The 18,949-nt window shown below is 36.3% G+C and carries 19 protein-coding genes and 1 pseudogene; 11 read left to right on the forward strand and 9 right to left on the reverse strand.

Annotated features, from left to right (window positions below):
* Positions 1–34 precede the first annotated feature (34 nt).
* From C8C84_RS09560 to C8C84_RS09575, 4 genes are all read right to left on the reverse strand, one after another.
* Positions 35–880 carry a hypothetical protein gene (locus C8C84_RS09560; RefSeq protein WP_121313409.1) on the reverse strand — a complete coding sequence of 282 codons (846 nt, stop codon included), beginning with the start codon at positions 878–880 and terminating at the stop codon, positions 35–37.
* Between the two features lie 15 nt (positions 881–895).
* Entirely contained in the window at positions 896–1,714 is an 819-nt protein-coding gene (gene kdsA, locus C8C84_RS09565; protein WP_121313410.1) for a 3-deoxy-8-phosphooctulonate synthase, read from the reverse strand.
* Positions 1,715–1,780: 66 nt separating this feature from the next.
* On the reverse strand, positions 1,781–2,314 hold the full coding sequence (locus C8C84_RS09570) for a 2-dehydro-3-deoxyphosphooctonate aldolase (protein ID WP_370453642.1): 534 nt from the start codon (positions 2,312–2,314) through the stop codon (positions 1,781–1,783).
* A gap of 41 nt (positions 2,315–2,355) precedes the next feature.
* Positions 2,356–2,847, reverse strand: a complete 492-nt coding sequence (locus C8C84_RS09575; protein ID WP_121313412.1) for a DUF4199 domain-containing protein — start codon at positions 2,845–2,847, stop codon at positions 2,356–2,358.
* 95 nt (positions 2,848–2,942) lie between these two features.
* On the opposite strand from C8C84_RS09575, the gene C8C84_RS09580 reads away from it, so the two are divergent.
* Positions 2,943–3,500, forward strand: coding sequence for a YeeE/YedE family protein (locus C8C84_RS09580; RefSeq protein WP_121313414.1), 558 nt, complete (start codon positions 2,943–2,945; stop codon positions 3,498–3,500).
* 3 nt (positions 3,501–3,503) lie between these two features.
* A complete protein-coding gene (locus tag C8C84_RS09585) occupies positions 3,504–3,917 on the forward strand; it encodes a DUF6691 family protein (protein ID WP_121313416.1) in 414 nt (137 codons plus the stop codon).
* A 22-nt stretch (positions 3,918–3,939) separates the two neighbouring features.
* On the opposite strand, the gene C8C84_RS09590 is transcribed toward C8C84_RS09585, so the two are convergent.
* Positions 3,940–4,620 carry a Crp/Fnr family transcriptional regulator gene (locus C8C84_RS09590; RefSeq protein WP_121313418.1) on the reverse strand — a complete coding sequence of 227 codons (681 nt, stop codon included), beginning with the start codon at positions 4,618–4,620 and terminating at the stop codon, positions 3,940–3,942.
* Between the two features lie 104 nt (positions 4,621–4,724).
* Between C8C84_RS09590 and C8C84_RS09595 the strand changes: the two genes are divergently transcribed.
* The 9 genes from C8C84_RS09595 to C8C84_RS09635 all read left to right on the forward strand — a co-directional run bounded on the left by C8C84_RS09595 (position 4,725) and on the right by C8C84_RS09635 (position 13,605).
* Positions 4,725–7,100, forward strand: a complete 2,376-nt coding sequence (locus C8C84_RS09595) for a heavy metal translocating P-type ATPase metal-binding domain-containing protein (RefSeq protein ID WP_121313420.1) — start codon at positions 4,725–4,727, stop codon at positions 7,098–7,100.
* A gap of 73 nt (positions 7,101–7,173) precedes the next feature.
* Complete coding sequence (gene ccoS / locus C8C84_RS09600) at positions 7,174–7,368, forward strand: cbb3-type cytochrome oxidase assembly protein CcoS (RefSeq protein ID WP_121313422.1); 195 nt, start codon at positions 7,174–7,176, stop codon at positions 7,366–7,368.
* A 2-nt stretch (positions 7,369–7,370) separates the two neighbouring features.
* On the forward strand, positions 7,371–9,542 hold the full coding sequence (gene ccoN, locus C8C84_RS09605; RefSeq protein WP_121313423.1) for a cytochrome-c oxidase, cbb3-type subunit I: 2,172 nt from the start codon (positions 7,371–7,373) through the stop codon (positions 9,540–9,542).
* Positions 9,543–9,547: 5 nt separating this feature from the next.
* On the forward strand, positions 9,548–9,715 hold the full coding sequence (locus C8C84_RS09610; RefSeq protein WP_121313425.1) for a CcoQ/FixQ family Cbb3-type cytochrome c oxidase assembly chaperone: 168 nt from the start codon (positions 9,548–9,550) through the stop codon (positions 9,713–9,715).
* A 25-nt stretch (positions 9,716–9,740) separates the two neighbouring features.
* A complete protein-coding gene (locus C8C84_RS09615; protein WP_121313426.1) occupies positions 9,741–10,679 on the forward strand; it encodes a cbb3-type cytochrome c oxidase N-terminal domain-containing protein in 939 nt (312 codons plus the stop codon).
* 30 nt (positions 10,680–10,709) lie between these two features.
* Positions 10,710–12,131 carry a cytochrome c oxidase accessory protein CcoG gene (gene ccoG, locus C8C84_RS09620; protein ID WP_121313428.1) on the forward strand — a complete coding sequence of 474 codons (1,422 nt, stop codon included), beginning with the start codon at positions 10,710–10,712 and terminating at the stop codon, positions 12,129–12,131.
* An 11-nt stretch (positions 12,132–12,142) separates the two neighbouring features.
* A complete protein-coding gene (locus C8C84_RS09625) occupies positions 12,143–12,589 on the forward strand; it encodes a FixH family protein (RefSeq protein WP_121313429.1) in 447 nt (148 codons plus the stop codon).
* 37 nt (positions 12,590–12,626) lie between these two features.
* Positions 12,627–13,328: a sulfite exporter TauE/SafE family protein gene (locus C8C84_RS09630; protein ID WP_121313431.1), complete on the forward strand. Its 702-nt coding sequence runs from the start codon at positions 12,627–12,629 to the stop codon at positions 13,326–13,328.
* Positions 13,329–13,374: 46 nt separating this feature from the next.
* The gene (locus C8C84_RS09635; protein ID WP_121313433.1) at positions 13,375–13,605 is read left to right on the forward strand and encodes a YdcH family protein; all 231 of its coding nucleotides are present in this window, start codon (positions 13,375–13,377) and stop codon (positions 13,603–13,605) included.
* Between the two features lie 95 nt (positions 13,606–13,700).
* Here C8C84_RS09635 and C8C84_RS09640 read toward each other — a convergent pair.
* From C8C84_RS09640 to C8C84_RS09655, 4 genes and pseudogenes are all read right to left on the reverse strand, one after another.
* Positions 13,701–14,061, reverse strand: a pseudogene (locus tag C8C84_RS09640) (DUF1304 domain-containing protein).
* 2 nt (positions 14,062–14,063) lie between these two features.
* Complete coding sequence (locus tag C8C84_RS09645; protein WP_121315027.1) at positions 14,064–14,645, reverse strand: TMEM175 family protein; 582 nt, start codon at positions 14,643–14,645, stop codon at positions 14,064–14,066.
* Positions 14,646–14,682: 37 nt separating this feature from the next.
* Positions 14,683–16,050, reverse strand: a complete 1,368-nt coding sequence (gene rimK, locus C8C84_RS09650; RefSeq protein WP_121313435.1) for a 30S ribosomal protein S6--L-glutamate ligase — start codon at positions 16,048–16,050, stop codon at positions 14,683–14,685.
* 94 nt (positions 16,051–16,144) lie between these two features.
* Positions 16,145–18,688, reverse strand: a complete 2,544-nt coding sequence (locus tag C8C84_RS09655; RefSeq protein ID WP_121313437.1) for an ATP-dependent Clp protease ATP-binding subunit — start codon at positions 18,686–18,688, stop codon at positions 16,145–16,147.
* Positions 18,689–18,949 lie beyond the last annotated feature (261 nt).

Here is an 18,949-nt window from a genome sequence, read left to right on the forward strand (position 1 = left end):
ATGGTGGTTTTTTGGTCGGTTGTCAATAGAAAAATTATACTTTAAAAATGCCTCCAAAAGCTATAATTCTTTGTAAAAAGAAAAAGTGCTGCGAAGCTTTATCTGAATCATTGTGTGTTGTTTTAATGTTATTCATATCAATATATCCTCCTTTTAATTCAGTTTGAATAAAAAAGTGTTTAAAAAAGGTAAAATTTAGTCCCACTTTAGCAGAAAGTCCGTAACCGGCAACATTGAAATCGTCATGTCTTTCTTTGCCTAATAACATGGCATTTGTTTTGGGATATAAAAAACCGGCTCCAATTCCTTCTGTAATATTCAGCTGAAATTTATCGGTATTGCTAATATTAAGCAACTTCGAAATATCATCAACTCTTGAAAATTCAGTATTTACATAATTCAAACCATCAGTATGCTCAAAAGTTAAAAAACTTTCTGTGAGCTGGATAAGTTCATTGTTATAAGTACCATCAAAAGCAGTTCCGTCGTTAATTTCACCAGTTATATTTACGAATTGATTTTGATCCATAACATATTTCATGTGGTCAAATCCAATTGAAATATTATAATGGTCATTAATAAAATAGCCAATTCTTAAATTGGTTTGCGGGATGGTCATTCGGGCTGGATTTATATAATCAATTTGCCAACCTTTAGGTTTGTCACTCGCACCAACATTGTGTAAGGTAAAATTGTAATTGTCTCCTTTAAAATGGATATCTGATTTTGAAAAGCTTTCTCGATTTCCACCCCAAAACACATAAAACTTTCCTTTGTTATGGGCAGTATATTTATCTGGGTTGGCTATTTTTTCCTGCGCAGAAACAGTTTGTATCAACGCGAATAATGTCACGAATGAAAATAAAAATGTCTTTTTCAAGGCTTGTAATTAAAATTAAAAAGAATTAATTGTTTTTCTGATGGCTACCAATCGGGTCATTAAACCTTCAAAATAGTCTAAATGTAGCATATTCGCTCCGTCACTTTTGGCATTCGCCGGATCAAAATGCGTTTCAATAAAAATCCCGTCTACGCCAACAGCAATTCCTGCTTTGGCAATTGTTTCAATCATATCGGGTCTTCCGCCGGTTACACCCGTGGTTTGATTTGGTTGTTGTAAAGAATGGGTAACATCAAGTACGGTTGAAGCATACTGTTGCATCGTTGGAATACCACGAAAATCAACAATCATGTCTTGATAGCCAAACATAGTTCCTCTATCAGTAACCATTACGTTTTGGTTGTTGCAATCTAAGACTTTTTGAACGGCGTGCTTCATGCTTTCCGGACTCATGAATTGTCCCTTTTTCAAGTTGACCACTTTTCCGGTATTGGCTGCAGCTACAACCAAATCGGTTTGGCGAACTAAAAAAGCAGGGATTTGTAGTATATCCACATATTGCGCCGCCATATCGGCATCTTCATTGGTGTGAATGTCGGTAACTGTCGGAATATGAAATGTTTCTGAAACTTTTCTAAGGATTTTTAAAGCTTTTTCATCGCCAATTCCCGAAAAACTGTCAATTCTGGAACGATTTGCTTTTTTAAATGACCCTTTAAAAACGTATGGAATTTCTAATTTATCAGTTATAGCAACTAATTTTTCGGCAATTCTCATCGCCATGTCTTCTCCTTCGATGGCACAAGGACCAGCTAATACGAAGAAATTTCCACTATCGGTATTTTTGATTTGTGGAATGGTGTTTATATTCATAAATTTTGGATTTAAAAATCGCTAAGTTATGAATAATTTGGTAATTTTTATAGTTATTTTGTCAAGTTATTTTTGGGTTGAAAGTCCAATAGGAACAAGCAAATAACCTCTTTCATAAATGTTTATGTAAAGTTTTATCGGTTTTTTTTGACCCTCCCACTGCAATTCGTAAATGTCCAGAAAACCGGCACCCACTTCAGTTCTTTTGGTCGGAAACGGACAGCAACTTTCTATTTTAGTAAAGGTTATTTTTTCTCCATTTGGGCCTGTTAAAGCTTTGAGATATCTTTCTGCGTTGAGGTTTTCGTCTTTAGCACTTTTATAGAAAACATTTACAGGATAATCCGGGTCATATCCGTATTTTTTATCCTTACTGTATTCAGTTAAAACAAAGACGTTTTCTTTTAATGTTGGGTTAGGCGCAGTATTATCCACATTTTTCAAGGTTGAACGTGTGCTTACGCAAGAAGAACAAAGTGAAATGAATACAGCTAAAAGGGTAAAATGAACTATTTTTTTACTCATTAATAAATTATTTTTTTTTTGGTATTCGTGACCCGAGCCTAAAAGGCGAACTGACGTAGTAATCTTTGATTTCATGGTTGATTATTTTTTTTCGGTAATACAATAACCGTGCAATTTTATTTTTTGTTTCGCAAGAGTAATGAAACAAGAGCTCCGGTAATAATTCCCATTGACAATCCACTGAAGACGCCTTGAATCATATAACTTTTTAAGTTAAAATAACTTTGAGCATCTTTCAAAGTGACGTGACGTGATAATAAAGGACTTTTGGTTTTGTACTCAATGATGGTTTCGAAAAAATGGGGACTGATACTTTTGTAAATCACAAATTGTGCAATGGGCATCAATAAGGCAATAAAAAATGATAACACAACACCACTTGCAAAACCTTGAGACCAAGTGATATTGTTGTTGTAAACATATTTTTTCTTTTCTTTTAGGGCTAAATAATAAAACAGCAAAGCAGGAATAGCAAAAAGATTAGTATAAAGCGCATATTGATCGATATGTTGGTCATGTAATCCGGTAAATTTTTCTCCAATTGCCCAAGCCAATACCAATAATATAAAGCGAAGTGTCCATTTTATCTCTATGGAATAGTTTTTCATTGTCTTATTTAATTTAAAGTCAAAAATACTTTATTTCAATAAATTTTATGTCACGAAACACTTTAATATTTCTATTTTTGTAAAAAAATAGGTGCATGGAATTGATCACACATACTTGGCATTGGGCTGTTTCCGGTTTCCTTATCGGAATGATAATGCTGACTCTTAATTATTTTGGAAAAGTATTCGGTATGTCTTCTAATTTACGTTCGTTATGTTCGATGACCGGAATTGGAAAAAAAGTAGCTTTTTTCGATTGGGACTGGAAATCACAACGCTGGAATTTGGCTGTAGTTGCCGGAGCAATGCTTGGTGGTTTTGTTGCAGTACATTTTTTGAGTGATGCTTCGAATGTTGATTTGAATCCAAAAACTATTGAACAATTAACAGCAATGGGAATTGAGGCACCCAATGGAAAATTGTTACCTGACGCACTTTTCGGAAATGCAATATTCCAATCCCCTAAAATGATAGCGATTTTAATTATCGGTGGGATTTTGATTGGATTTGGTTCGCGATATGCCGGAGGTTGTACATCGGGTCACGCCATTTCGGGATTGAGTAATCTGCAATTACCATCTTTAAAAGCCGTGATGGGCTTTTTTATTGGTGGCTTAATTATGGCTCATTTTATTTTACCTCTAATTTTCTAAGATATGAAATTATTAAAATATATAATCGTTGGTTTTATTTTCGGAATTGTTTTGACCAAAGCTGAAGCTGTTTCTTGGTACCGAATTTATGAAATGTTCCATTTCCAATCTTTTCATATGTATGGTATAATTGGAGTGGCTGTGGTAACAGGTTTGATTGGTATTCAAATTATCAGAAGAAAAAAATTGAAAGACATTGATGGCAACTCAATTTATATTCAGGACAAAGAAAAAGGCAATATCCGTTATTGGATTGGCGGCACTCTTTTTGGTTTAGGTTGGGCTATGGTTGGTGCTTGTCCCGGACCAATTTTTATCCTTCTTGGTGCCGGATTTATAAGTGTGGGTTTAATTTTACTAGGGGCAATTTTTGGGACATTTTTATACGGACTTATAAAAGATAAGTTGCCTCATTAATAGATTTTGCTAGAAGAGAAAATTAATCGGCTATACGACGGAGTTTGTTTTTGTCGACAATTTTGATTTTTTTACCTATCAAATCAATCAAGCCACTTTTCTTAAGTTCAGAAAGTAATCTAATACAACTTTCCGTAGCTGTACCAATAATTCCGGCCAATTCTTCACGAGATAGTTGAAGCCTAAGCGCACCGTCAGTATCATTACCGAAATTTTCATCTAAATAAATTAATGTTCCGGCTAAACGCTCTTTTACATTCTTTTGGGCCAAACTAACCATGTGATCATCAGCATCTTTCAAATCACCACAAATGGTTTTCATTAAATTCATTGAAAACTGATTGTTTTGATTGAAGAACTGAATAATCTCGTTTTTCGGAATAAAACAAACTTCCATGTCTTCTAAAGCTACAGCACTTAAGTTTGCCGGTTCTTCGCTAATCATGGAACGTTGTCCTAACAATTCTCCGGGTTTGACCAATTTTACAATTTGATCTTTACCATTGGAACTCAATTTGGACAATTTACAAACACCGTCTTTTATACAATAAATACCATTAGTCACTTCGCCTTCTTCAAAAATAGGATCTCCTTTCTTAATGGTATAAGAAGTTTTACAGTCGGCCATTTTGAGCAACTCATCTTTTGTCAATGCCTTTAGAGAACTAAATTGCCTCACGATACATTGTTCACATTTACTCATATTGATTTTGGGTTTGTTTTTACAAATATATTGAAAGTATGACAATTATCATATTTTAATTTTAGTATTTACTTGACCTTTGTCCAAGGTAAAATGAGCAAATTATGAATACATCACAGTGTTTCCATTGTGGTAATGATGTCATAAAAAAAGACGAGATTCTTTTTGACGACAGAAGTTTTTGTTGTAACGGTTGTAAAACAGTTTACGAAATCTTTAGTCAAAATGACTTGTCTTGTTATTATGATTTTCAATCGGCGCCGGGCGCTACACCACAAGATATTAAAGGCAAATATGATTTTTTAGCCAATGAAGAAATTGTCAACAAACTTCTCGAATTCCAAGAAAGTACAACAGCTATTGTTTCACTTTACATTCCTCATATTCACTGTAGTTCGTGTATTTGGATTCTGGAAAATCTACAAAGGCTTCAGCCGGGAATAGGTGCTTCTCAAGTTAATTTTCCCCATAAGAAAGTAAGAATCACTTACAATCCTGAGCAGACCAATCTCAAACAAATTGTTGAGATACTTTGTTCTATTGGCTACGAACCCTACATCAGTTTAGAAAATTTTGACGAAGGCAAAAAGAAGATTGACCGTTCCCTAATTTATAGGTTAGGAGTGGCATTCTTTTGTTTTGGAAACATCATGTTGTTATCGTTTCCCGAGTATTTTGAAGTCAATGAATTTTGGATTGAGCAATACAAGGGATTTTTCCGCTGGCTGACTTTTGCTTTGTCACTTCCGGCATTTTTGTATTCGGCTTCCATCTATTATGTGGCGGCGTGGAAAAGTATGAAACAAGGCATGTTAAACATCGAAATTCCTATCGCTTTAGGAATTGTAGTGATGTTTATTCGAAGTACAGTAGACATCGCATTTGGTTATGGTCAAGGCTTTTTTGACAGTATGTGTGGTTTGATTTTCTTTATGTTGTTGGGAAAATTGTTTCAGAAAAAAACCTATGATTTTCTTTCTTTTGAGCGCGATTATAAATCTTATTTTCCAATCGCAATCACTAAAATTTTACCCGATGGAAAAGAAACAGCAGTTCAGGTTTACGATATAAAAAAAGGCGATAGGCTATTAATTCGCAACCAAGAATTAATTCCGGTAGACGGTATTCTGATTTCTGAAAAAGCTTCCATAGATTACAGTTTTGTAACCGGAGAAGCAGTTGCTATTGATAAAAAATCAGGCGATAAGATTTTTGCCGGCGGAAAACAATTGGGTAAAGTCATCGAAATGGAAGTCTTGTTTTCGGTGTCCCAAAGTTATTTAACCCAATTGTGGAGCAACGATGTTTTCCAGAAGAAAGTCGACCAAAAACACAAATCCATTACCGACAAAATCAGTCGTTATTTTACACCGACTTTGTTGCTATTGTCTGTAGTGTCTTTTATTTATTGGATTTTTATTGATGTTTCCACAGCTTTTAATGTATTCACTGCTATATTGATTGTTGCCTGTCCGTGTGCATTAGCGTTAACTGCTCCATTTACTTTAGGCAATGTATTACGGATTATGGGTAACCGAAAATTATACCTTAAAAATGCCATTGTCATAGAGCAATTAGCAAAAGTGGACACCATTGTTTTCGACAAAACCGGAACCATTACCACCAATGAAAAGACATCGATAACCTATGAAGGTATCGCTTTAAATGATTTCGAAATGAAATTATTAAAGAATGTACTAAGAGGTTCCAATCATCCGTTGAGCAGAAGATTATATGATTTCATTCCACCACAAGATAAAATGGAAACAACTTCTTTTGAAGAGGTCATTGGGAAAGGAATTTTCGCCGAAATCGGACAGGATACGATCAAATTAGGTTCCTCACAGTTTTTGCAGCACATGAGTGAAAACACCCATAAGAAAACCAAAGTCCATGTTGAAATCAACGGCTTATATAAAGGTAGTTATGTTTTTAACAATCAATACAGAAAAGGATTAGAACAATTGTTTGAGAATTTGGACAAAAAGTACAATTTAATTGTATTATCAGGAGACAACGACGGCGAACGCAGCATTTTAGAAAAAATGCTTCCCGAAAAAACTACTTTGGCCTTTAACCAAAAACCCGAACAGAAATTAGCTTACATCGATAACCTTCAAAAAGAAGGTAAAAATGTATTAATGATAGGCGATGGTCTCAATGACGCCGGTGCCTTGGCACAAAGTAATGTTGGGATTTCTATTTCTGAAAATGTGAATGTGTTTTCACCGGCTTGTGACGGAATTTTAGATGCAAGTCAGTTTGAAAAGATTGATTTCTTTTTGAAATATTCTAAAAACGCTATGATAACCATTTACTTGAGTTTTGGATTGTCATTGCTTTATAATGTAGTCGGCTTAAGCTATGCCGTAACCGGTAATTTATTGCCAATTGTCGCTGCCATCATAATGCCCTTGAGTACGATAACCATAGTAAGTTTTGTAACCATTATGAGTAATGTTTTTGCCAACAGAAAATAAAACCCGAAGTATGACAAATGTCATATTTTAAGAATAATCGCAGAAGTAATTTTGTCTAACACAAATTAGAGGTATGAGTGTCATTTATATGTTAATCTCGATAAGTATTGTAGTCGCTGTATTCTTTCTCTACGCTTTTATCAAAGCAGTAAGAGGCGGTCAATATGATGACGACTATACACCATCCGTCAGAATGCTTTTTGACGACGAGCTAGTAAAAGAAACTAACAAAAATCAAATTAATATAACCGAAGAAAAACAATTATAATTATGGAAATGCAACAATTTCAGTATGACAACAAAATTGTAAGGAACTTCATTTACGCCAGTATCGTTTTTGGTATTGTAGGTATGCTAGTTGGGCTATTATTAGCATTTATGTTTTTATTTCCCAACCTAACCAGCGGAGTTTCCTTTTTAAGTTTTGGGCGTCTTAGACCTTTACACACTAATGCAGTGATTTTCGCATTTGTGGGTAATGCCATGTTTGCCGGAGTGTACTACTCAATGCAACGTTTGTTAAAAGCCAGAATGTTTAGCGACTTGTTAAGCAAACTTCACTTTTGGGGGTGGCAATTAATTATAGTAGCCGCGGCGATTACGTTACCGTTGGGCTATACAACTTCAAAAGAATACGCCGAATTAGAATGGCCGATTGATATCGCTATTGCTTTGATTTGGGTTGTATTTGGTATCAATATGATTGGTACAATTATCAAAAGAAGAGAACGTCATATTTATGTGGCCATTTGGTTCTACATTGCGACTTTCGTAACTGTTGCCGTCCTTCACATATTTAACAGTTTTGAATTACCTGTTTCTGCCATGAAATCTTACTCTGTTTATGCCGGAGTGCAAGATGCCTTGGTACAATGGTGGTACGGACACAACGCTGTTGCCTTTTTCTTAACTACGCCATTCTTGGGAATGATGTACTATTTTGTGCCAAAAGCGGCTAATAGACCTGTTTATTCATACCGACTTTCTATCATTCACTTTTGGTCACTAATCTTCATCTATATTTGGGCAGGACCACACCATTTATTGTACTCTTCTTTACCTGATTGGGCACAAAACTTGGGTGTCGTATTCTCAGTAATGTTGATTGCACCGTCTTGGGGTGGTATGATTAATGGATTATTAACCCTTCGTGGGGTTTGGGATAAAGTAAGAACTGATGCAGTATTGAAATTCTTCGTAGTAGCGATTACCGGTTACGGTATGGCAACTTTTGAAGGCCCAATGCTTTCCTTGAAAAACGTAAACGCTATTGCCCACTTTACCGATTGGATTATTGCCCACGTACACGTTGGAGCTTTAGCTTGGAACGGATTTTTATCTTTCGGTATGATTTATTGGTTGATTCCAAGAATGACTAAATCGAAATTATATTCTGAAAAATTAGCCAACTTCCACTTTTGGATTGGTACTCTAGGGATTATTCTTTATGCATTGCCAATGTATGTAGCCGGATTTACTCAGGCTTCAATGTGGAAACAATTCAAACCGGACGGCACTTTACAATATGGTAACTTCTTGGAAACGGTGACTCAAATTATGCCAATGTACTGGATGCGTGCTATCGGTGGTACTTTGTATTTAATAGGTGTAATTGTTTTGGTTTTCAACATTGTGAAAACAGTAAAACAAGGTTCAGCAATTCAAGACGAACCAGCAGAAGCTCCGGCACTAGCTGTCATTAGTCCAAACCGTTTGAAAGGTGAAAAATGGCATGCTTGGTTAGAAAGAAAACCGGTAAGATTTATGATTTACACTACCATAGCTATTTTAATTGGTGGTTTGATTCAAATTCTGCCTACTATTTTAGTAAAATCAAATATTCCAACGATTGCCGCTGTAAAACCATATACGCCGCTTGAATTACAAGGTAGGGATTTGTATATCAGAGAAGGTTGTGTAAGCTGTCACTCTCAAATGATTCGTCCTTTCCGTTCAGAAGTTGAACGTTATGGTGAATATTCTAAATCAGGTGAAAATGTTTATGACCATCCATTCCTTTGGGGTTCTAAACGTACCGGTCCGGATTTAGCAAGAGAAGGTGTTCCAGGAAAACCATTCAATGGAGGTAGAGATGATGTTTGGCATTTCAATCATATGTATGACCCGCAAAGTATTTCTCCGGGATCAATTATGCCAAGGTACCAATGGTTGATTAAAGACAAATTAGACAATTCAACATTACAAGCTAAATTGGAAGCGATGGTAACTTTAGGAGTTCCTTATTCTGAAGAAGAAGTGGCAAATGCTCTTAAAATTTCTGATGAACAAGCGTCTAAAATAGAAGCCAAATTATTAGCAAATCCGGATATCAAAAAATCTTTTGGAAATGCAACGGTTCCGTTGAAAGACAGAGAAATTGTAGCCTTGATTGCTTATCTGCAAAGATTAGGAACAGACACACAAGTAAAATCTAAAAAATAAGCGTCATGTTGAAATATGTAAAACACAATTTAGAAACGATTGCGGGTGTAGAAATCTACCCAATTATTTCTCTGACGATTTTCTTTACCGCTTTTGTCTTGTTCACCGTTTGGGCAATGACCTACAGCAAGGAAACTATCAAAAAAGTAAGTAACCTTCCGTTGGAAGACTAATTATTCCAACTTTAAAAGTATAAAAATGAAAAAATTATTTCCATCATACGTAAGAGTTCCACTGATTTTCGCCTTTGTTTTTGGTGCTTTGGAATATTTCATAGACTCAGGAGACCGTCCGGCTTTCATTAAGTTCCCAATGGTTTCTCTATTTCTAGTAGTCTTCTTGTTCTTGTTGGTTGCCATCGAGATTGTGGTTAGTGCAGTTGATAATGTAACTTATCACATGCTGACTGACGAACAACGCAAGCAATTGGAAGAAGCTCAATCGGTTTCTTTTACCGAAAGTAAATGGGTGCAAAACATCATGAAAAGCATGACCCGTTCTAAATCTATCGAACAAGAAGCTGATGTAATGCTCGATCATGATTATGACGGTATCAAAGAATTAGACAATGTGTTGCCGCCTTGGTGGGTGAACTTGTTCTATGCAACCATTATTTTCGGAGTGATTTACTTGGTGAGATTCCATGTAATGGATGACTACACTCAAGCTCAGGAATACGATCAGGAAGTAGCTGCAGCCAATATTGAAATTGAAAAAAACAAGCTCAATTCGCCTAAAGAGGAGATCACTTTTGACAAAGTAACTTTACTAACCGATGCTGAGAGTTTGGCTAAAGGAAAAGAAATCTATACTAATGCTTGTGCCGCATGTCACAAAGCTGATGGTGGTGGTGTTGTTGGGCCAAATTTAACTGATGACCATTGGATAAATGGAGGCGGAATTAAAAACGTTTTCAAATTAATATCCGAAGGAAGTAAAAACAACCCAACTATGGTAGGCTGGGCAAAAACTCTTGGTACTAAAGAAGTCCAAAAAGTAGCGAGTTATGTACTTAGTTTACAAGGTACAAAACCTGCTGGAGGTAAAGCAGCCGAAGGAGAAAAATGGGTAGAAGAAGCAGCGCCAAAAGCGGAAGCAGCAGTAACAACCGACAGCACTACTGTAGTGGCAAAATAATTCGAATTAAATCTTTAATTCAAAAACAAAATGGAAAACAATATACCGGATGAAAGTTTTAGAGACAGTATCTCCACTATTGATGAGAAAGGGAAGCGAGTATATGTCCATCCCAAAAAGCCTTCGGGGCCGTTTTATAATAAACGAAAAATAGTCAGCTATTTATTGTTAGCCTTTTTGCTATCAGCACCGTTTATCAAAATCAATGGCAATCAGTTCTTACTCTTTAATGTAATCGACAGAAGGTTTAATATTTTCAGTTTCCCATTTTGGCCACAAGATTTTCACCTTTTCGTAATCTCCATGATTATTGGAGTAGTGGGATTGGCCTTATTTACCGTAGCGTTCGGACGTATTTTTTGCGGTTGGTTTTGTCCGCAAACTATTTTTATGGAAATGGTTTTTCGCAGAATTGAGTTCTGGATTGATGGTGATAGAGCACAGCAAATTCGCTTGTCAAAACAGTCTTGGGATGCTGAAAAAATCAGAAAGCGTGTAACCAAATGGATAGTATTTTTCATCATTTCGTTTGTCATTGCCAATGTGTTTTTGGCCTACTTAATCGGAAGTGATGAACTAATTGAATTCATCAAAGAAGGACCGGCGCAAAATACCGGTACGCTCATTGCTTTATTGATTTTTACAGGGGTTTTCTACTTCATTTACGCTTGGTTCAGAGAGCAAGTTTGTATAATTGCTTGCCCTTATGGTAGAATGCAAGGTGTTTTATTGGATAATAAAACCATCAATGTCGCTTATGACCATGTTCGTGGCGAAGGAGAAATCGGTCGGGCCAAATTCAATAAAAATGAAGACCGAAAAGCTTTAGGCAAAGGTGATTGCATTGATTGCAAAGTCTGCGTGCATGTTTGTCCAACCGGAATTGACATTAGAAACGGCGTACAATTAGAATGTATCAATTGCACCGCTTGTATTGATGAATGCGATTCCATTATGGAAAAAGTTGGTTTGCCGAAAGGGTTGATTCGTTATGCAAGTGAAGATGAAATCGTAAAGAAAGAACCGTTCAAATTAACGACTAGGATGAAAGGTTACATAGCCGTTTTGACTATCTTAATTGGTGTTTTTATCGGAATGTTATTTTTGCGAAATGATGTCGAGGCCACTATTTTACATGCGCCGGGACAAATGTTCCAACATGATGGTGACAAGATTAGCAACATTTATAATTACGATATTATCAATAAAACCGAAAAGGAATTTGAGCATGTCACTTTCAAGTTAGTAGAGCCCAAAGGCGAAATCAAACTCGTAGGTAGTCCATTTGCTAAAGTGCCAAAACAAGGAATGACCAAAGGAACTTTCTTCGTCAAAATTCTGGAAAGCAATTTACAAGGCGAAAAAGTTGAATTGAAAATTGAGGTTTACAATAACAATAAATTAATCGAAACGGCGACGACCAATTTTGTGGGTCCGAGAAATTTCAACTAAAAAATAGAGTCATGAAAATCAATTGGGGAAAAGGAATTGTCATAGCTATTGCACTATTCATGGGCTTCATTTTATACTTTGTGGTCAAAGTACAATCAGACAGTCAATATGATAACGAAATGGTTACTGAGCAATATTATAAAAAAGAGAAACTGGTTCAGGGTAATATTGAAAGCATTCAAAATGCCAACAATCTAACAGAGAAAGTAGCTATTGATAAAAACGCTGCAGGAGTAACAGTCAATTTCCCCAAGAATTTAGACTATTCAAAAATTAAAGGAAAAGTATCCCTATATAGACCGTCTAACCAAAAACTGGATTTTGAAATCCCTATTTCTCTGTCCGGTTTTGATTTGCTCATACCTAAAAACAATCTGGTTGACGGTCTTTGGGGTATTACTGTCGCGTGGGAATACGAAGGAAAAAGTTATTTGAATAAGGAAGAAATCTATTTCTAACAGGTCTAACCATCTAAGAAGGCTAATAATCTAAAAAATGCTTTACACCGCACTTATCTTCGGCTTAATTTCCAGTTTGCACTGTATTGGCATGTGTGGACCGATTGCTATGATGTTGCCGGTAGACAGAAATGATTCAACAAAAAAAGCATTCCAAATTCTACTTTATCACACCGGAAGATTAACATCTTACGCGACTTTAGGATTGCTTTTCGGATTATTGGGAAGAGGATTGTATCTCGCGGGAATGCAACAACGATTTTCAATTGTCTTAGGTGTTCTGATGATTTTAATTGCGATAATTCCGGAAAAAATATTTGCCCAATACAATTTTTCTAAACCAATTTATAAAGTCATATCTAAAGTAAAAAGTAGTTTAGGAAGTCAATTCAAACGCAAAACACCTGATGCTTTTTTTACTATTGGTATTTTCAACGGCTTATTGCCTTGCGGATTGGTTTATGCAGCTTTGTTTGGTGCTATAGCGATGCAAAATGTGACTTTAGGAGTAACTTATATGGTACTTTATGGGGTAGGAACTATTCCGTTAATGAGTGCAGTGGTTTATGTAAGCACAATTTTGTCGTTACCATTTAGAAACAAATTGCAAAAAATAGTACCTTTAATAACCGTTATTATAGGCCTTTTATTTGTATTGCGAGGCATGGGTTTAGATATCGCTTATGTTTCACCCAGCAATTTAAATTTATTTGTCCAAGCAAATGCCAATTGTCATTAGTAAACAAACCACTTTAAACAATAATTAACACTTAAACTCCCAACCCATGGAAAAACACGATTTATTACATGAATTTCCTGAATTTAAAGATAGAATTCACGAACTGAAAATTTCAGATGCACACTTCAGAACTTTATTTGATGAGTATCACGAAATTGAACACCAAATTCACCGAATCAATATGGGTTCGGAAATAGCCAACGACAATTTTGTGCATGAATTAAAGGCCAAATTGTTATTCCTCAAAGACGAACTTTACGCCCATTTGAATAAATAGATTGATAAGTTAATTGAGTTGTTAGCCACGTTGAAAGACGTGGTTTTTTTATGGTGATTTTTCTTTTCCTACCACCAACTTTAAACTCAAAAATTTCACCATAAAAATAAACTCGCTAATCCTAATATCGCAGGAACCGCTTGTACGTAAAAAATTCTTTTAGAAGCGGTTAATGCTCCGTAAATTCCGGCTACAAGTACACAACTTGAAAAATAATGCTATATTTTTACTCCAATCAGTATTAGTAATTATTAGTGACCAAATCAAACCGGCGGCGAGAAAGCCGTTGTATAAACCTTGATTGGCAGCCATGACTTTAGTTTTTTCAAATTGGTCTGCGGGAATGGTTTTAAAAACTTTGCGTCCGCGAGTCGTCCAAGCAAACATTTCGAGCCATAGAATGTAAAGGTGTAATGCCGCTACAAATCCAATGATAATCTGTGATGGTAAATTCATGGTTAGTCATTTTCGTTAAAAATCCGCTCAATTCTTTTATCGGGTATTAACCACATCAAAGCTACAAAAATGTAGATTCCACCAGCGATAGAAGGGAATTTATAAGCGCAAAGCATAGCAATTAAATACAAAATAGGAGAAGATTTTCCTTTGTAATCTTTGCCCAATGCTTTTGACAATAAAGAGTCTTTACCGTGGTGACTTAGGATTAAATTTTGTAAAATGAAGTAGGCCAAACCATTCATAAGAAGAATAAATCCGTAAAACATCATCGGAAAAGGAGCGAAGTGATGTTCACCAATCCAAGCGGTGGCAAAAGGTATTAACGATAGCCAAAACAGCAAATGCAAATTGGCCCAAAGAATTTTCCCATTAACTCTTTTCACCGTATGCATCATGTGATGGTGGTTATTCCAATAAATACCAACATAGATAAAACTCAAGACATAACTCAAAAATTTATGCAGTAACGGAACTATAGCTTCGTAACTGACACTATTCGGAACTTTAAATTCCAATACCATAATGGTGATGATAATCGCTAAAACACCATCGCTAAAGGCTTCGAGTCTGTTTTTATTCATAATTTCTGCTTTCTGTTGTCTGTGTTCTGATTTCTGCCTACTTCTTAAAATTCTTCTCAATCGCCTTTATCATTTCTCCGGCAATGTCTTTATTAGTAGCGCCTTCTATACCTTCTAATCCGGGTGAAGAGTTTACTTCTAACAATAACGGACCTTTGGACGAACGAATAATGTCAACACCGGCCACTTTCAAATCCATGGCTTTAGCAGCCTTGATGGCTATTTTCTTTTCTTCAACTGTTGGTTTAATCACCGAAGCAGTGCCGCCCATATGGATGTTGGCTCTAAATTCTCCCGGAGCGGCTTCACGTTGGATTGCGGCTACGACTTTGCCATCTACAACAAATAAGCGCAAATCTTTTCCGTTGGCTTCTTTAATAAATTCTTGTACCAAAATATTGGCATTTAAACTTTTGAACGCATTGATTACCGATTCGGCTGCTTTTTTGGTTTCGGCTAAAACAACGCCTTTTCCTTGAGTGCCTTCCAATAATTTTACGATTAATGGCGAACCGCCAACCATTTTAATCAAATCGTCTGTATCCAATGGTGAATTTGCAAATCCGGTTGTGGGAATATCTACGCCGTGGTGTAATAACAATTGAAGCGAAAAAAGTTTGTCTCGTGATTGGGTTATCGCTGCCGCGGAATTTAAACAAAAGACTTTCATCGCTTCAAATTGGCGTGTCAAAGCACAACCGTAAAAGGTAATACTCGGACGAATTCTTGGGATAATCGCATCGAAATTGTCTAATATTTTTCCGCCGCGATAATGTATTTCGGGTTTATCAGCATCGAGTTTCATGTAACATTCCTTGATGTTCAAAAAGCGCATTTCATGACCACGCATTTCGCCGGCTTCCATGATGCGTTTGTTGCTGTACAGTTCCGGATTACTGGCCAAAACACCAATGCGCAAACCTGATTTAATGGCGATAGCATCTTGGTATAAATCCTTTAAATTTTCGATTGAGGTATGTCCTAATAAATATTTTTGTTCCGGGTCGACTAATATTCTGCCGCTCATCGCTTCCCGACCTAACAACATTCGGAAACCCATGGAATCTCGGTTGGTTAAAGTCATTTCGATTTCCCAAATATCGGTTCCGATAGATAAATTGGTTTTGATTACATACCGTTGTTCGCGAAAGCCACTCGAGCTTTTGACAATGCGTTTGTCGACTAATTTGGCTTCACAATGAATCACGGTTTTGAGGTTATTCTGAATAGGGTTGATGTCAAATTTTACCCAGTTTTCACCATCTTTCAGGAATGGAGCAATGTTGATGGCGTGTAGTGCCGAAGTTTTCGCACCCGAATCAACACGGGCTTTGATAGCAGGAATTCCGAGTTCGGGAAAAGAACACCATTCTTCGGAACCTAATATGATTTTGTTTATTGGCATTTGATAAAAAATTTAAGCCACAAATTACTCAAATTCTCACTGATTAAATGGCGTGAATTTGAATAATTTGTGGCTTTTAAAGATTAAAATGATCTTATTTTGTTGGCTTTTCAGCTTTTTGAATCGTAACGGTCAACTCTTGAGAAGCTTCGTCTAAATCCATAAAAATTTCATCGCCTGACGCTATTTTAGAAGTGATAATTTCTTCGGCTAAAGCATCTTCTACATATTTTTGAATCGCTCTTTTTAATGGACGAGCTCCAAATTGTTTGTCGAAACCTTTTTCAGCGATAAATGCCTTGGCAGTATCAGAAAGGTTCAATTTATAACCTAATTCTTCTACACGAGCAAACAATTTTTTCAATTCGATTTCGATAATCAAATCGATGTCGTGTTTTTCTAACGGGTTGAATACGATTACGTCGTCAATTCTGTTTAAGAACTCAGGCGCAAAAGTTTTTTTCAAAGCGTTTTCTACTACACTTTTCGAATGATCATCGGCTTGTGCTACTTTCGCAGCCGTACCAAAACCAACGCCTTGTCCGAAGTCTTTCAATTGGCGTGCTCCAACATTCGAAGTCATGATGATAATCGTATTTTTAAAATCGATTTTTCGGCCTAAACTATCCGTCAAATAACCATCATCTAACACTTGTAACATCATATTAAACACATCAGGATGCGCTTTTTCGATTTCGTCTAAAAGCACTACGCAGTATGGTTTTCTTCTAACTTTCTCCGTCAATTGTCCGCCTTCTTCATAACCAACGTAACCCGGAGGCGCACCAATTAATCTTGAAATTGCGAACTTTTCCATGTATTCACTCATGTCGATTCTAATCAAAGCATCTTCTGAGTCAAATAATTCTTTGGCCAACACTTTCGCCAATTGGGTTTTACCAACACCGGTTTGACCTAAGAAAATAAACGAACCAATCGGGCGATTCGGATCTTTTAATCCGGCGCGATTGCGTTGAATAGAACGGGATATTTTCAAAACCGCATCGTTTTGACCAATCACTTTTCCTTGAATCAATTCAGGTAAATGAGCCAATTTGTTGCTTTCCGTTTGGGCAATACGATTCACCGGAATTCCGGTCATCATCGATACTACATCGGCTACATTGTCTTCGGTTACCCGAATTCTGTTGTTTTTTGAATCTTCTTCCCATTGTTCTTGCGCAATGGCTAAGTCTTTTTCTAAGCGTTTTTCGTCGTCGCGTAATTTTGCTGCTTCTTCGTATTTCTGTTTTTTAACGACAGAGTTTTTCAAGTCACGCACTTCTTCCAACTGGCGTTCCAAATCCAAAATTTGTTTCGGAACATCAATATTAGTAATGTGAACTCTCGAACCGGCTTCGTCTAAAGCATCTATCGCTTTGTCCGGAAGGAAGCGCTCCGACATGTATCTGTTGGTCAATTTAACACACGCTTCGATGGCTTCGTCGGTGTAAATCACGTTATGATGGTCTTCGTATTTGTTTTTGATGTTGTTCAAAATGGTAATCGTTTCTTCCACCGAAGTAGGCTCTACAATTACTTTTTGGAAACGTCTTTCTAACGCACCATCTTTTTCAATATACTGTCTGTATTCATCAAGTGTTGTAGCACCGATACATTGTATTTCGCCACGCGCTAACGCCGGTTTGAACATATTCGATGCATCTAGCGAACCTGTGGCACCACCGGCTCCAACAATGGTATGGATTTCGTCAATGAATAAAATGATATCGTCGTTTTTCTCCAATTCGTTCATCACGGCTTTCATTCTTTCTTCAAATTGTCCGCGGTATTTTGTACCGGCAACAAGCGAAGCCAAATCAAGCGTTACGACTCTTTTGTTGAAAAGAATACGCGATACTTTCTTTTGAATAATACGCAAAGCCAAACCTTCGGCGATGGCAGATTTACCAACACCTGGTTCACCAATGAGTAACGGATTGTTTTTCTTTCTTCGGCTTAAAATTTGAGACACACGCTCAATTTCTTTTTCACGACCAACTACCGGGTCGAGTTTGCCTTCTTCAGCCAATTCGGTTAAGTCACGACCAAAATTATCCAATACCGGAGTTTTCGATTTTTTATTAGTCTTATTAGCCGGATTATTGAAACTACCTTCTTTTAAACTGTCATCTTGACCAGAATCATCATTGAATGACTCATTTCTAGGCAGGTTATCTGTAAAATCTTCTTCGTTTGGTGTCATATTCAAATACTGTTCTTTAACTACGTTATAATCTATTTTCAGACGATGCAATAGTTTGGTTGTAGGATCATTTTCGTTTCTTAGAATACACAAAAGCAAATGTGCAGTACTTATGGAAGTCGCTTGGAATACCTTTGCCTCTAAGAATGTTGTTTTTAAGGCACGTTCGGCCTGACGTGTCAAGTGTAAATTCTTTTTTTCGTTGCTTATTTCAACGTTTGGATTCGCCGGGCTTAAGATTTCGACCTTCTTTCGCAAATGCTCTAAATCTATAGACAGGTTATTTAAAATGGCAATTGCTTTACCATTTCCATCTCTGAGGATACCCAGCATCAAATGTTCAGTGCCAATAAAATCATGGCCCAAACGTAATGCTTCTTCCTTGCTGTAGGTTATAACATCTTTGACTCTTGGTGAAAAATTATCATCCATATAAATTAGGGTTGTTGGTAATGTAAATTTAGTTATTATGAATGGTTCTAACAAAAATCATTCCGCCTAAATGTACTGTCAGCTAATTGACAAAAAAAAAGCCAATAATAAAAGTAGTGGTGTAACTATTTTATTAACCAAAAAAAGAGCCTATTTTGTTAATAAATCATTGAAATTTGTGGGCTAAAATTAGTACTAAAAGCTATAAATATTCTATATTAGCACGTTTTGAATTTAAACTAATTTTTTATTAATAATTTA

This window comes from Flavobacterium sp. 102 (assembly GCF_003634615.1).
Taxonomy (GTDB): domain Bacteria; phylum Bacteroidota; class Bacteroidia; order Flavobacteriales; family Flavobacteriaceae; genus Flavobacterium.

Coding starts and splice junctions, on each gene's coding strand:
- C8C84_RS09580 (WP_121313414.1), top strand. CDS start 2,943: ATGGAATTGATCACACATACTTGGCATTGGGCTGTTTCCGGTTTCCTT.
- ccoS (WP_121313422.1), top strand. CDS start 7,174: ATGAGTGTCATTTATATGTTAATCTCGATAAGTATTGTAGTCGCTGTA.
- rimK (WP_121313435.1), bottom strand. CDS start 16,050: ATGCCAATAAACAAAATCATATTAGGTTCCGAAGAATGGTGTTCTTTT.
- ccoG (WP_121313428.1), top strand. CDS start 10,710: ATGGAAAACAATATACCGGATGAAAGTTTTAGAGACAGTATCTCCACT.
- C8C84_RS09625 (WP_121313429.1), top strand. CDS start 12,143: ATGAAAATCAATTGGGGAAAAGGAATTGTCATAGCTATTGCACTATTC.
- kdsA (WP_121313410.1), bottom strand. CDS start 1,714: ATGAATATAAACACCATTCCACAAATCAAAAATACCGATAGTGGAAAT.
- C8C84_RS09615 (WP_121313426.1), top strand. CDS start 9,741: ATGAAAAAATTATTTCCATCATACGTAAGAGTTCCACTGATTTTCGCC.
- C8C84_RS09610 (WP_121313425.1), top strand. CDS start 9,548: ATGTTGAAATATGTAAAACACAATTTAGAAACGATTGCGGGTGTAGAA.
- C8C84_RS09590 (WP_121313418.1), bottom strand. CDS start 4,620: ATGAGTAAATGTGAACAATGTATCGTGAGGCAATTTAGTTCTCTAAAG.
- C8C84_RS09570 (WP_370453642.1), bottom strand. CDS start 2,314: ATGAAATCAAAGATTACTACGTCAGTTCGCCTTTTAGGCTCGGGTCAC.
- C8C84_RS09630 (WP_121313431.1), top strand. CDS start 12,627: ATGCTTTACACCGCACTTATCTTCGGCTTAATTTCCAGTTTGCACTGT.
- C8C84_RS09655 (WP_121313437.1), bottom strand. CDS start 18,688: ATGGATGATAATTTTTCACCAAGAGTCAAAGATGTTATAACCTACAGC.
- C8C84_RS09585 (WP_121313416.1), top strand. CDS start 3,504: ATGAAATTATTAAAATATATAATCGTTGGTTTTATTTTCGGAATTGTT.
- C8C84_RS09635 (WP_121313433.1), top strand. CDS start 13,375: ATGGAAAAACACGATTTATTACATGAATTTCCTGAATTTAAAGATAGA.
- C8C84_RS09645 (WP_121315027.1), bottom strand. CDS start 14,645: ATGAATAAAAACAGACTCGAAGCCTTTAGCGATGGTGTTTTAGCGATT.
- C8C84_RS09595 (WP_121313420.1), top strand. CDS start 4,725: ATGAATACATCACAGTGTTTCCATTGTGGTAATGATGTCATAAAAAAA.
- ccoN (WP_121313423.1), top strand. CDS start 7,371: ATGGAAATGCAACAATTTCAGTATGACAACAAAATTGTAAGGAACTTC.
- C8C84_RS09575 (WP_121313412.1), bottom strand. CDS start 2,847: ATGAAAAACTATTCCATAGAGATAAAATGGACACTTCGCTTTATATTA.